This window comes from Pseudoxanthomonas fibrivorans (genome assembly GCF_041464125.1).
In the GTDB taxonomy this organism is placed as follows: domain Bacteria; phylum Pseudomonadota; class Gammaproteobacteria; order Xanthomonadales; family Xanthomonadaceae; genus Pseudoxanthomonas.
The window spans coordinates 399217-411681 of the sequence record NZ_JBGNUG010000001.1; the positions used below are offsets into that span (position 1 = coordinate 399217).

Genomic DNA, 12465 nt, shown 5'->3' on the forward strand with positions numbered 1-12465 from the left:
TGGCGACGCGGCTGGAGGCCCCGGGACTAGAATCGTGCGATGACTCCACGCCCCGAGATCCGCCACGTCCATGGCGAGGCCATCGCCCCCTGGCTGGAAGACGTCGCCCGCCTGCGCATCGCCGTGTTCCGCCACTGGCCGTACCTGTACGACGGCGATGCCGCGTACGAACGCGACTACCTGGCCGCGTACGCGCGCTCGCCGGACAGCATCTTCGTGCTGGCCTTCGATGGCGGACGCGTGGTCGGCGCCTCCACCGGCCTGCCACTGGCCGACGACGCGCCCGCATTCGCCGCGCCCTTCGGCGCAGGCGCCATACCGGCGACGCAGGTGTTCTACTTCGGCGAGTCGGTCCTGCTGCCGGAGTACCGCGGGATGGGCGTGGGCCATGCGTTCTTCGACCGGCGCGAGGCGCATGCGCGCGCGTCGGGCCGCCATCGCTGGACCGCGTTCTGCGCGGTCGACCGCGACCCGGACGATCCGCGCCTGCCCGCCGGCTACCGCCCCAACGACGCGTTCTGGCACGGGCGCGGCTACCTCCGCCAGCCGGGCATGGCGATGCGGCTGCGCTGGAAGGAGCCGGGCCTCGGCGAGGTCGACCACACCCTCACGTTCTGGCTGCGCGACTGGCAGGAGCCGTCGGCATGAAGGTCGCGGTATGCAAATACGCGGTCGGGCAGCCGGCCGACTTCGAGGCCTTCGCCGACAGGCAGCAGCGCCTGCTCGAGGAAGCGGCCGCGCGCGGCGCCCGGCTGGCGGTGCTGCCGGAATACCTGTCGCTGGAGCTGGCGGCGGTGTTCCCGGCCGCGGTACGCGGCGACCTGCACGCTTCGCTGCAGGCGATCCAGCCGCTGCGGGCGCGCTGGCTGGCCCTGTTCGCCGGCCTGGCGCGCGCCACCGGCATGCACGTGCTCGCCGGCAGCTTCCTGCTGGCGACCGCGGAAGGGCGCTACCGCAACCGCAGCGACCTGTTCGCGCCCGATGGCGGCCACGCGTGGCAGGACAAGCTGCAGCTCACCGGGTTCGAGAAGGCCACCGGCGTCATCGAAGGCGGCGATGCGTTGAAGGTGGCCGGGATAGGCGATGTCCGCGCCGGCATCTCGGTCTGCTATGACAGCGAGTTCCCGTTGCCGGTGCGTGCGCAGTACGAAGCCGGCGCACGCCTGCTGCTGGTTCCCAGCTGCACCGACACCGCCGCCGGTGCCACCCGCGTCCAGGTCGGCTGCCTGGCCCGCGCCCTGGAGAACCGCATGTTCGTGGCCCAGGCGGTGACCGCGGGGCGGGCGGCCTGGAGCCCTGCGCTGGACGAGAACACCGGCGAGGCGACCCTGTATGCACCGATGGACCGGGGTTTCCCGGACGACGGCATCCTGGCCCGCACGCGCGGGGATGAGGCGTGGGCCGTGGCCGAGCTCGACTTCGCACTGCTCGAGGGGACGCGTGGGCGCGCGCAGGTGGCCAACGACCGCGACTGGCGCGGCCAGCAGTCGCCGGCGCTGGCGCGGGCCCGGGTGGTGGAGTTCACCCCGCCATAGGTCGTTTCGCCCATCCGCCTGCGCGGCCGCCAGCGCCGCGGGTGGCCCGGGCTAGAGCATCGTTCCCGCCCACAGCGAGGCGCCGGCCAGCAACGAGCCGATCGCCGTCGCGGCCAGCACGTCGCTCGGGTAGTGCAGGCCCAGCACCACCCGCGACACCGCGACCGACGCGGTGAACGGAATCAGCACGGCCGCCAGCCACGGGTAGTAGGCGAGGGCGACCACGGTGAAGGCCACCGCATGCAGGGTGTGTCCGGACGGGAAGCTGAACTCGTCCAGGGGCGCGACCCAGGCCCGGATGCGGCCATCGGCCGCGAACGGCCGGGGCCGACGGGTCCAGCGCTTGAGCCGGCGGTAGAGGGCCAGCGCGGCCACGCCGGTGAGCGCCAGGTGCAGCGAAGCGGCGAGTCCATCGCGTCCGTCGAACGCCACCAGCGTGGCCATCAGCGCATACCAGAACACGCCGTCGCCCAGCCGGCTCACCACCGAGAAATAGCGGCGCACCGCGCCGCGCGCGCCCCAGCGGTTGGCGCGGATGCACCAGCCCCGGTCGTGGGCACGCAGGCGCGCGCCGCGGCGGTCGCCTTCCGGGGCGAAGGTCGGGTGGCTGCGGTCAGGCGGCGAGAGCGGCATGTCGGTCTCCACGACGGGCCAGGGCGGCCAGCAGGGCGTCGAAGTCGGCGGCGACCTGTTCCGGCCGCAGGCGCAGCATGGCGGTCCGTCCCGCCCGGCCCATGGCGCGCAGGACCAGGTCGTCGCCGGCCAGCCGGGTGGCGGCATCGACGAATCCGGCATCCGTGTCCGCGAGGGCGCCGTGCACGCCGTGGACGAGGTGTTCGCGCGCGGCGCCGGAGTCGAATGCCACCGTCGGCACGCCACTGGCCATCGCCTCGAGGGTGACGTTGCCGAACGTCTCGCTGCGACTGGGGAACAGGAACAGGTCGCCGCTGGCGAAGTGCCGCGCCAGTTCGGCGCCGCGACGCACGCCGCAGAACACGAAATCCGGGTTGGCGCGCGCGAGTGCCTCGCGCGCCGGTCCGTCGCCGACCCACACGAAGCGCGCGTCCGGCCGCTGCCGCTGGATCGCGCGGAACGCGCGCACCGCCAGGTCGAGATTCTTCTCCGGCGCGATGCGGCCGACGTGGATCGCCACCAGCGTTCCCGCGTCCGCGCCCCAGGCCGCCCGCAGCGCGTCGTCGCGCGAGGAGGGCGACAGCTGCGCCGAATCGACCGCGCGGGCGAGCCGGACCACGCGTTCGAAACCGCGGGCCTGCAGGAATTCCTGAAGTTCCAGCGTCGGCACCAGAGTGGCGTCGGCGCGGTTGTGGAAGCGGCGCATCCAGGACAGCGCGGTCCCCTCCAGCCAGGGCATGCCGTAGTCGCGCATGTAGTGGTCGAAGCGGGTGTGGAAGCCGGATGCGACGGGAATGCCCAGCCGTGCCGCGGCGCGCAGCGCCGACCATCCCAACGGTCCTTCGGTCGCGACGTAGACCGCATCGGGCGGTGCCTGCAGCCAGTGGCGGGCCAGCAGGCGCGTGGCCGGCAGCCCGAAGCGCAGGCCCGGGTAGCGCGGCAGCGCGGCGCCACGCAGCAGCAGCGTGGCCAGCGTTCCATCCTCGGCCGCGGAGCGCGCGTCGCCGGGTTGCCGGGGCCGCACCACCTCCACCGCATGGCCCCGCGCACGCAGGCCATGGGCCAGGCCCTGCACGGTCAGGGCGACACCGTTGACCTCCGGCGGCCAGGTTTCGGTGACGAGGGCGTAGCGCATGCGGCGGCTCCGGTTTTATCCAGACTGCGCCGCCTGCATGCAACCGCGGTGACCGCTCGATGACCGCGGCGTGACCGCCGCGCGTGGCGTCAGGCCGCGTTGTCGTCGCGGTCGCGGCGCACGCCCTGCACGGTGACGGAGATCACGCCGTCGCGCACCCGTGCCTGCAGCGGTTCGCCGGCGGCGACCTGGTCCACCGACTGGACCAGCCGGCCGTCGTCGCCGCGGGTCACGATCGAGTAGCCGCGCGTGACGGTCGCCAGCGGGCTGCAGGCCTCGAGCGAGCGCGCCAGCGCCCGCAGCTGCAGGGCATCGCGCTGCAGGACGCGGGCGATCGCCGCCTGCGGACGGGCCTGCAGGCGCTGCAGGCGCGCCTGCAGCTGGGCGAGGCGCCGCGCCGGGTGGTGCGCGCGCAGCACCGCGTCTGCGTGGCGCAACCGCGCGTGGCGCTGCTGCACGCGCTCGCGCCACAGTGCGTCGAGCCGACGGCCCAGCGCCTGCTGGCGTTGCCGCAGCAACTGCAGGCGGGCCTGGGGCGACTGCGCCTGCAGCCGCAACACCGCGCGGTCGGCGCGCTGCATCGCCTGGCGCAGGCGGTGGCGCTGCACCGCCTGCACGCGCGCCGCCAGCGCGCGCAGCCGCGCCTGCAGGTCGCGCCGGTCCGGCACGAGCAGCTCGGCTGCGACCGAAGGCGTCGGCGCGCGCACGTCGGCGGCGAAGTCGGCCAGGGTGAAGTCGGTTTCGTGGCCGACGGCCGACACCACCGGCACCGGCGAGGCGGCGATCGCGCGCACCAGGCGTTCGTCGTTGAACGCCCACAGGTCTTCCAGCGAACCGCCGCCGCGCGCCAGCAGCACGGCGTCGTAGCGCCCGCTGGCGCCGGCGCGGCGCAGCAGGTCGGCGATCTGCGCGGCGGCGGTCTCGCCCTGGACCAGGCTGGGCAGGACCTCCACCTCGAGCAGGGGCAGGCGCCGCGCCAGCACGCTGAGCACGTCGCGGACCGCCGCGCCGGTGGGCGAGGTGATCACCGCCAGCCGTCGCACGAAGGCCGGAAGCCCGCGCTTGCGCGCCCCGTCGAACAGTCCTTCGGCCTCGAGCCTGGACTTCAGCGCCTCGAACGCGCGGCGCAGCGCGCCTTCGCCGGCCTCCTCCAGGTGGTCGAACACCAGCTGGTAGTCGCCGCGCGCCTCGTACAGCGTCAGCCGGCCGCGACCGAGCACCTTCAGGCCTTCGCGCGGGACGAACTTCAGCCACTGGCTCTTGGGCCGGAACATCGCGCAGCGCACCTGGGCGCGCGCGTCCTTCAGGGTGAAGTAGAGGTGGCCCGAGCCCGGCCGGGTGATGTTGCCGAGTTCGCCCTCGACCCAGACCAGCGGGAACGCGCTCTCCAGCAGGTCGCGTGCCAGCGTGTTGAGCTGGCTCGGGCTGAGGACGGGATTCTGCTCGGACATCGGCACGCGCGGGTCGGCGGGACAGGATAGCGCGAAGCCGGCTCAGCGCCGCGGGTGGCGCCGGAGCGCCCATTCGACGTGTTCGCGCACCAGCGGCGAGGGGTGTCCACGACGCGACTCCAGCGCACCGAGCACCGCCGGCGTGGATGGCGCGTTGCCGAGGGCCACGGCGATGTTGCGCAGCCAGCGCTCGTGCCCGCTGCGACGGATCGGGCTGCCCTCGGTGCGGCGCAGGAACTCGTCCTCCTCCCACGCGAACAGCTGCGGCAGCGTCGCCGTGTCCAGGTCGTTGCGCGCGCGGAAATCCGGTTCGTCGCTGCGCCGGGCGAACTTGTTCCATGGGCAGACCAACTGGCAGTCGTCGCAGCCGAAGATCCGGTTGCCGATCGCCGGGCGCAGGTCCTCGGGGATCGGGCCTTCGTGTTCGATGGTGAGGTAGGAGATGCAGCGGCGCGCGTCGAGCCGGTACGGGGCGACGATCGCCTGCGTGGGACAGACGTCGATGCAGCGGGTGCAGGTGCCGCAGTGCGCGCTGGCCGGCGCGTCGACCGGCAGCGGCAGGTCGACGTAGATCTCGCCGAGGAAGAACCACGAGCCGCCGTCCCGGTCGATCAGGCAGGTGTGCTTGCCGATCCAGCCCAGGCCCGCGTTGCGCGCCAGCGCGCGCTCCAGCACCGGCGCCGAATCGACGAACACGCGATGGCCGAACGGACCGACCTCGGCCTGGATGCGCTCGGCCAGCTTCTGCAGGCGGTTGCGCATCAGCTTGTGGTAGTCGCGTCCCAGCGCGTAGCGGGCGACGTAGGCGCGGCCGCCATCGGCCAGCGTCGACCAGACCTCGTCGCCGTCGTTGCGGCCGTAATCCAGGCCGACCGAGATCACCCGCAGCGTGCCCGGGATCAGTTCCTGCGGACGCGAACGCTTGTCGCCGTGCGCGGCCATCCAGTCCATCGTCCCGTACAGGCCCTGGGCGAGCCAGTCGCGCAGGTGCGCCTCGTCCTCGCCGAGTTCGATGCCGGAAATGCCGACGCGCTGGAAGCCGAGGCCGGCGGCGAGCGCGCGCACGCGCCCGGCGAGCGCGGCCGGGTCGGCGGCGCGTCCGGTCACGGGCGGGGTGGCGGCGGTCATGGCGGAATTATAGGGACCGGCCGCCGCGGGCCCCGCGCGCCCTGCGGGCCGCAAGGGGCTGCGCGCGCGGGGCGGCTAGAATCCACCCCGTGCATGCCACCTCCGCCCTCTACGACTCCGCCGCCGCGCGCCGGATCGACCGCCTCGCCACCCAGGCGCTGGGCGGCGACGGTTACGTGCTGATGCAGCGCGCCGGCCAGGCGGCCTGGCAGGTGCTGCTGCAGCGCTGGCCGCAGGCCAGCCGCGTGGTCGTGGCCTGCGGCCCGGGCAACAACGGGGGCGACGGCTACGTGCTCGCGCGCCTGGCCTTGCAGTCCGGCCGCCGGGTGCGGGTCGTGCACCCGGTCGATGGCGGGCCGCGCACGCCGCCGGCCCAGCGCGCCTGCACCGAGTATCTGGCCGCCGGTGGCCAGGTCGACCTGTATCCGGGGCCGCTGGACGATGCCGACGTGCTGGTCGACGCGCTGTTCGGCATCGGCCTGCGCGAGGCGCCGCGCGATGACGTCGCCGCGCTGATCCGCGCGCTCGACGCGGCCGGGGCGCCGGTCTTGTCGCTGGACGTGCCCAGCGGCATCGACGCCGACCACGGCTGCGCACCGGGCGCGGCGGTGCATGCGCACTGCACGCTGCAGTTCATCGTCGCGCATGCCGGGCTGCGCACCGGCGCGGCGCTGGACCATCGCGGCGAGCTCCTGCTCGATCCGCTTGGGGTGGATGCCGCGGCAGACGGCGCCCCGGCCTCGCCGGCGGCGATGCTGCTCGACGCGACGTTCCTGCGCGAGCGGCTGCGACCGCGGCCGCGCGACACGCACAAGGGCCGTTCCGGTCGCGTGCTGTGCGTGGGCGGCGACCACGGTGGCGGCGGTGCGGTCGCGCTGTGCGCGGAAGCCGCGCTGCGCACCGGTGCCGGGCTGGTCACCGTCGCCACGCGTGCCGCGCACGTGCCGGCGATCCTGGCGCGGCGTCCGGAGGCGATGGCGCATGCGGCCGAAAGCAGCGCCGAATTCGCACCGCTGCTGGAAGCGGCCGACGTGATCGCGTGCGGCCCCGGCCTCGGCCGTGGCGAATGGGGCAGGGCGCTGCTCGCGCGCGTGCTCGCCTGCGGCAAGCCGCTGGTGCTCGACGCCGACGCGCTGAACCTGCTGGCCGGTGGGCCGCAGGCCCTGGCCGACGCGGTGCTCACGCCGCATCCGGGCGAGGCCGCGCGCCTGCTCGACACCGATACCGCGTCGATCCAGCGCGACCGCTTCGCGGCCGCCGATGCACTGGCCGCGCGCCATCGCTGCGTGGTCGTGCTCAAGGGCGCCGGCACGATCGTCGCCGCACCCGGCGAAGTCCCGTGCGTGGTCGAGGCGGGCAATCCCGGCATGGCCACCGGCGGCATGGGCGACCTGCTCACCGGCGTGATCGCCGCGCTGCGCGCGCAGGGGCTGGCGGCCTTCGAATCGGCGTGTGCCGGTGCACTGCTGCACGGGCTGGCCGGCGACGCGGCCGCCATGCACGGCGGCGAGCGCGGGTTGCTGCCATCGGACCTGTTGCCCTGGCTGCGCCGACTGGCCAATCCGGAGGAGAGTTGATGCAGATCGCACTGGCCGACAGCGAGGCCACCGAAGCGCTGGGACGCGCACTCGCCTCGACCCGTCCGCCGCTGGCCGCGGTGCACCTGCACGGCGACCTCGGTGCGGGGAAGTCGACGCTGGCGCGCGCCCTGCTGCGCGAACTCGGCGTGCAGGGGCCGATCCGCAGTCCCACCTACACCCTGGTCGAGCGCTACCCGGTGCCCGGTGGCGAAGCCTGGCACCTGGACCTGTACCGGATCGGCGATGCGACCGAGCTGGATTTCCTCGGCCTGGACGGTGGCGAGGCCACGCTGTGGCTGGTCGAATGGCCGGAGCGGGGCGCGGCGGCGCTGCCTGCCGCGGACCTCCACGTCCATCTGGCGCAGGCGGGTCCGGGACGGCGGGCCTGGCTGGAGGGCGGGACGCCGAGCGGCCTGGACTGGCTGGCTGCGCTGGCACAAACCGGCAGTTTGCCGGGCTTTCCTGCCGGGCGACCCTAGGAAGGTATCCCAGGTCCCGGATTATTAAGGGAAAACCCCTTGCACTCGTCGCGGCATGGTGGTTGAATCCGGCCCATGCGCCAAGGGAATGCCCGGTTCGGACGATGCAGGGGGGGCTTCGTGCTCGCCGCGCTTGCGCTGGCCGGCCACGCCTGGGCGGGCCAGGTCAGCTCCGTGGCCCTGCACCAGGGCGCAACCGGGACGCGCGCCGAAGTCCAGCTGCAGGGCGCCGGCACCTACAAGACGCTGACGCTCAGCGGACCCGATCGCCTGGTGCTGGACCTGCCCGACTCGAGCGCGGCGCGCGGCCTGGCCCTGCCGGCTGCCGCCGGGGTCGTCACCGCGGTGCGAACCGGCCAGCCGGTCCCCGGCACCCTGCGGATCGTGTTCGAACTGTCCGCGCCGGTGGCGGCCCTGCCGCTGCGGACCGAATCCACCGGCAGCGGTGCACGGCTGCTGATCGAATGGCCCGGCGACGGGCCCGCCCCGACCTCGCCGACGCGCACCGCGGTCGCCGCGGCGGTGCCGGCCGTGGTCGCCGCCCCGACCTCGCCGCCGACCGCCCCGCCGCCCAAGGATCCGCGCGAAGACGCCGCGCGCGCGACCGCGCTGTTGACGGCGCAGGTCACGCAGGCGCTGCGCCAGCCGACCGCCGCTGCCGTTCCGCCGGCGACCGCCCCGGTCCAGAGCCCGTCGGCGTCGGCCGGGCCGGTCGCGACCGCCGCGTCGCCCCGGTCGATCCTCGAAGGCAGCCCCACCGCGCCCCCGGCGGCGACGGTCTCCACGGGTTCGACGGCGGCCGCCACCCCCCAGGTCACCCCGGCGCCGGTGCCGGCGAGCACGCCCGTGCCCGCCACCCCGCCGCCGCCCGTCGCGCCGCCGCGCCCCGCCATTTCCGCCGCCGGCATGCGCCCGCTGGTCGTGGCCATCGACGCCGGCCATGGCGGCCAGGATCCGGGCGCGATCGGCCCCACCGGCAAGCGCGAAAAGGACGTCACCCTGGCCATGGCCCGCGAGCTGGCGCGCCAGATCAATGCCACGCCCGGCCTGAAGGCGTTCCTGGTGCGCGATTCGGACGTGTTCATCCCGCTGCCGTCGCGCGCCCAGCGCGCGCGCGCCGCCAAGGCCGACATCTTCGTTTCCCTGCATGCGGATGCGGCCGAGAACCGCAGCGCGCGCGGCTCCTCGGTGTACGTGCTGTCGACCAAGGGCGCGTCCTCGCAGCGTGCGCGCTGGCTGGCCGACAAGGAGAACGCGGCCGACCTGGTCGGCGGCGTGCGCCTGCAGCAGACCGAGAACGTGCTCGCCGGCGTGCTGCTGGACCTGGCCCAGAGCGGGCACATGCGCGCGTCCGAGGATGCAGCCAACCACGTGCTCGGCGGGCTGAAGCGGGTCGGCAACAACCACAAGCCGAACATCGAGCGCGCCAACTTCGCCGTGCTGCGCACCTCGGACATGCCGGCGATGCTGGTGGAGACCGCCTTCATCTCCAACGCCGAGGAAGAAAAGCGGCTGACCGATCCGGCCTACCAGCGCAAGGTCGCCGGCGCGGTGGTGGACGGGATCAACACCTACTTCACCCGGCAGCCGCCGCCGGGCACGCTGTTCGCCGCGCGCGCCGAGGCCGAAAGCCTGGCCATGGCCGGGGCCGGCGGCACGCCCTGAGCCCCGCGCGGGACGCGGCGCACGCCCGCTCCGGCTATCATCCACGCATGTCTTCCGAACCGGCGCGCGACGCCGCGACGCCGTGCCGATCCGACCGCTTCCGGACACCCTGATCAACCAGATCGCCGCCGGCGAAGTCGTCGAGCGGCCCGCCTCGGTGGTCAAGGAGCTGGTCGAGAACGCGCTCGACGCCGGCGCCCGCCGGGTCGACATCGACCTGGAAGAGGGCGGCATCCGCCTGATCCGGATCCGCGATGACGGCGGCGGCATCGCCCCGGACGAACTGCCGCTGGCGGTGTCGCGGCACGCCACCAGCAAGATCGCCTCGCTCGACGACCTCGAGGCGGTGGCCACGCTCGGTTTCCGCGGCGAGGCGCTGCCCTCGATCGCCTCGGTCAGCCGCTTCCTGCTCGCCTCGCGCCGCCCCGGCGACGCGCACGGCGCGGCGCTGCAGGTGGACGGCGGCCGGGTCGGCGAGGTGGGACCGAAGGCGCACGCGCCCGGCACCACGGTGGAAGTGCGCGACCTGTTCTTCAACGTGCCGGCGCGACGCAAGTTCCTGCGCGCCGAGCGCACCGAGCTGGGCCACATCGAGGAGTGGCTGCGTTCGCTGGCGCTGGCGCGCCCGGACGTGGAGCTGCGGGTGAGCCACAACGGCAAGCCCTCGCGGCGCTACCGGGCCGGCGACCTCGACGCCGCCGCGCGGCTGGGCGAGACCCTGGGCGAGGACTTCGCGCGCAGCGCGCTGCGCATCGACCACAGCGGCGCCGGGTTGCGCCTGCATGGCTGGATCGCGCAGCCGCACTATTCGCGTTCCAGCGCCGACCAGCAGTACCTCTACGTGAACGGCCGCGCGGTGCGCGACCGCAGCGTCGCCCACGCGGTGAAGCTGGCCTACCAGGACGTGCTCTTCCACGGGCGCCAGCCGGCCTACGTGCTGTTCCTGGAGCTGGATCCGACGCGGGTGGACGTGAACGTGCACCCGGCCAAGCACGAGGTGCGCTTCCGCGATTCGCGGCTGATCCACGACTTCGTGTTCCGCACCCTGCAGGAGGCGCTGGCGCACACGCGCGCGGGCGCCGAGGTGGCGGCGATGGCCGGTGCGCCGGTGGCTGCCGGCGGGTCCGCCGGGCCCTCCGCCGGCGGCATGCCGGCGTGGACCCCGCAGCCGCAACCACTGGGACTGCGCGTGGACGAAGCGGCAGGCGCGTACGCGGCGCTGTACGCGCAGCCCGCGGCCACGTTCGCGCCGGCACTGCCGCGCCAGGACCTGGCCCTGCCGGCCGGCGATGGCCAGGTGCCGCCGCTGGGCTATGCGATCGCGCAGCTGCACGGGATCTACATCCTCGCCGAGAACGCCGAAGGCCTGGTCGTGGTGGACATGCACGCCGCGCACGAGCGCATCGGCTACGAACGGCTCAAGGGCGCGCACGACGGCATCGGCCTGCGCGCGCAGCCGTTGCTGGTGCCGCTGGCGCTGGCGGTCGGCGAACGCGACGCCGACGTGGCCGAACGCGAGGCGCAGACCCTGGCCGACCTCGGCTTCGACGTCACCCGCAGCGGCCCGCAGACGCTCAACGTGCGCAGCGTGCCGGCCTTGCTGGCGCACGCGGAACCCGAGGCGCTGCTGCGCGACGTGCTCGCCGACCTGCGCGAGCATGGCGACAGCCGCCGCGTCGCCGCCGCGCGCGACGAACTGCTGTCGACCATGGCCTGCCACGGCGCGGTGCGCGCGAACCGTCGGCTGACGGTTCCGGAAATGAACGCGCTGTTGCGCGACATGGAAGCCACCGAGCGTTCGGGGCAATGCAACCACGGCCGCCCGACCTGGGCGCGCTTCAGTCTGGGGGAGATCGATCGATGGTTCCTGAGGGGAAGATGAGCATTGCGCGCGCCGCCGGCATCGCCATGGGGATGGCGTTGCTGGCCGCCACGCTCGCCGCCTGCGGCGGCATGGGCGGGGCGGATCCCGCGGACAAGGCGGGCGCGACGCCCAGGGTGGACCAGGCCTTCGTCGCCGAGCAGCAGGCCTGGCGAAACCAGCGCCTCGAGGAGCTGCTGCGGCCCGACGGCTGGACCAGCCTTGTGGGCCTGCACTGGCTCGAGCTGAAGGCGCATTACCTGGGCAGCGGCGCGCGCATCGGCAACGGCGTGCGCTTCGCCTTCGGCCCGGAGAAGATGGGCATGATCGCGCGCGAGGGCGCCGGCGGCTGGTCCTTCATCCCGGAAAGCGGCGTGGCGCTGACCTTGAACGGCGAGCCGCTCAAGGGCCGCGTCGCCCTGCGCAACGACCACGACGCCGAGCCCAGCGTGATCGGCTTCGACGAGGGCAGGGGCCAGGTCACCCTGATCCGCCGCGGCGACCGCGATGCGCTGCGGGTGAAGTACGCCGATGCCGCCACCCGCCTGCAGTTCGCCGGCCTGGAGTATTGGCCGGCCGACCCGTCGTGGCGGATCGAGGGGCGTTTCATCGCCCATCCCCCGGGCAAGACCCTGCCGATCGGCGACATCGTCGGCACCCGGAGCGATTCGCCCAACCCGGGCGTGGTCGAGTTCGAGCGCGACGGCCGCCTGTTCCGGCTGGAGGCGCTGGGCGAGCCGGGCGGCGAGCTGTTCTTCGTCCTCGCCGACCGCACCAGCGGCCACGGCAGCTACCCGGCCGGCCGCTTCCTCGAAGCGGCATGGCCCGGCGCGGACGGCAAGGTGGTGCTCGACTTCAACCGCGCCTACAACCCGCCGTGCGCGTTCACCCTGTTCGCCACGTGCCCGCTGCCGCCGCCGGAGAACCGGCTGGACCTGGCCATCGCCGCGGGCGAGAAGAACTACGTGGCGCCGGTGCACTGACGCACCCGCCGGGAG

Annotated in this window: 11 protein-coding genes; 7 read left to right on the top strand and 4 right to left on the bottom strand. The window is 74.2% G+C overall.

Annotation, left to right across the window (positions count from 1 at the left end):
• The first annotated feature begins 39 nt into the window (after window positions 1-39).
• Together ACA089_RS01935 and ACA089_RS01940 are read left to right on the top strand one after the other, a co-directional pair.
• A complete protein-coding gene (locus tag ACA089_RS01935) occupies window positions 40-648 on the top strand; it encodes a GNAT family N-acetyltransferase (protein WP_372012875.1) in 609 nt (202 codons plus the stop codon).
• Window positions 645-1535: a carbon-nitrogen hydrolase family protein gene (locus tag ACA089_RS01940; RefSeq protein ID WP_372012877.1), complete on the top strand. Its 891-nt coding sequence runs from the start codon at window positions 645-647 to the stop codon at window positions 1533-1535. The genes ACA089_RS01935 and ACA089_RS01940 overlap by 4 nt, the downstream gene beginning before the upstream one ends.
• Window positions 1536-1586: 51 nt before the next feature.
• Here ACA089_RS01940 and ACA089_RS01945 read toward each other — a convergent pair whose 3' ends face one another.
• The 4 genes from ACA089_RS01945 to queG all read right to left on the bottom strand — a co-directional run bounded on the left by ACA089_RS01945 (window position 1587) and on the right by queG (window position 5882).
• A complete protein-coding gene (locus tag ACA089_RS01945) occupies window positions 1587-2168 on the bottom strand; it encodes a phosphatase PAP2 family protein (protein ID WP_372012879.1) in 582 nt (193 codons plus the stop codon).
• The gene (locus tag ACA089_RS01950) at window positions 2149-3303 is read right to left on the bottom strand and encodes a glycosyltransferase family 4 protein (RefSeq protein WP_372012881.1); all 1155 of its coding nucleotides are present in this window, start codon (window positions 3301-3303) and stop codon (window positions 2149-2151) included. Before ACA089_RS01950 ends, ACA089_RS01945 begins: the two co-directional genes overlap by 20 nt.
• Window positions 3304-3392: 89 nt before the next feature.
• Window positions 3393-4754, bottom strand: coding sequence for an exodeoxyribonuclease VII large subunit (gene xseA / locus ACA089_RS01955; RefSeq protein WP_372012883.1), 1362 nt, complete (start codon window positions 4752-4754; stop codon window positions 3393-3395).
• Window positions 4755-4796: 42 nt separating this feature from the next.
• Entirely contained in the window at window positions 4797-5882 is a 1086-nt protein-coding gene (gene queG, locus ACA089_RS01960) for a tRNA epoxyqueuosine(34) reductase QueG (protein WP_372012885.1), read from the bottom strand.
• A gap of 89 nt (window positions 5883-5971) precedes the next feature.
• On the opposite strand from queG, the gene ACA089_RS01965 reads away from it, so the two are divergent.
• The 5 genes from ACA089_RS01965 (at window position 5972) to ACA089_RS01985 (ending at window position 12450) form a co-directional block, all read left to right on the top strand.
• Entirely contained in the window at window positions 5972-7459 is a 1488-nt protein-coding gene (locus ACA089_RS01965) for an NAD(P)H-hydrate dehydratase (RefSeq protein WP_372012887.1), read from the top strand.
• On the top strand, window positions 7459-7941 hold the full coding sequence (gene tsaE / locus ACA089_RS01970) for a tRNA (adenosine(37)-N6)-threonylcarbamoyltransferase complex ATPase subunit type 1 TsaE (RefSeq protein ID WP_372012889.1): 483 nt from the start codon (window positions 7459-7461) through the stop codon (window positions 7939-7941). The genes ACA089_RS01965 and tsaE overlap by 1 nt, the downstream gene beginning before the upstream one ends.
• A 75-nt stretch (window positions 7942-8016) precedes the next feature.
• The gene (locus ACA089_RS01975; RefSeq protein ID WP_372012890.1) at window positions 8017-9606 is read left to right on the top strand and encodes an N-acetylmuramoyl-L-alanine amidase; all 1590 of its coding nucleotides are present in this window, start codon (window positions 8017-8019) and stop codon (window positions 9604-9606) included.
• 82 nt (window positions 9607-9688) lie between these two features.
• Window positions 9689-11488, top strand: a complete 1800-nt coding sequence (gene mutL, locus ACA089_RS01980) for a DNA mismatch repair endonuclease MutL (RefSeq protein WP_372012892.1) — start codon at window positions 9689-9691, stop codon at window positions 11486-11488.
• Complete coding sequence (locus tag ACA089_RS01985; RefSeq protein WP_372012894.1) at window positions 11485-12450, top strand: DUF1684 domain-containing protein; 966 nt, start codon at window positions 11485-11487, stop codon at window positions 12448-12450. Before mutL ends, ACA089_RS01985 begins: the two co-directional genes overlap by 4 nt.
• Window positions 12451-12465 lie beyond the last annotated feature (15 nt).

Coding starts and splice junctions, on each gene's coding strand:
- queG (WP_372012885.1), bottom strand. CDS start 5,882: ATGACCGCCGCCACCCCGCCCGTGACCGGACGCGCCGCCGACCCGGCC.
- ACA089_RS01945 (WP_372012879.1), bottom strand. CDS start 2,168: ATGCCGCTCTCGCCGCCTGACCGCAGCCACCCGACCTTCGCCCCGGAA.
- ACA089_RS01935 (WP_372012875.1), top strand. CDS start 40: ATGACTCCACGCCCCGAGATCCGCCACGTCCATGGCGAGGCCATCGCC.
- tsaE (WP_372012889.1), top strand. CDS start 7,459: ATGCAGATCGCACTGGCCGACAGCGAGGCCACCGAAGCGCTGGGACGC.
- ACA089_RS01940 (WP_372012877.1), top strand. CDS start 645: ATGAAGGTCGCGGTATGCAAATACGCGGTCGGGCAGCCGGCCGACTTC.
- xseA (WP_372012883.1), bottom strand. CDS start 4,754: ATGTCCGAGCAGAATCCCGTCCTCAGCCCGAGCCAGCTCAACACGCTG.
- ACA089_RS01985 (WP_372012894.1), top strand. CDS start 11,485: ATGAGCATTGCGCGCGCCGCCGGCATCGCCATGGGGATGGCGTTGCTG.
- ACA089_RS01975 (WP_372012890.1), top strand. CDS start 8,017: ATGCGCCAAGGGAATGCCCGGTTCGGACGATGCAGGGGGGGCTTCGTG.
- ACA089_RS01950 (WP_372012881.1), bottom strand. CDS start 3,303: ATGCGCTACGCCCTCGTCACCGAAACCTGGCCGCCGGAGGTCAACGGT.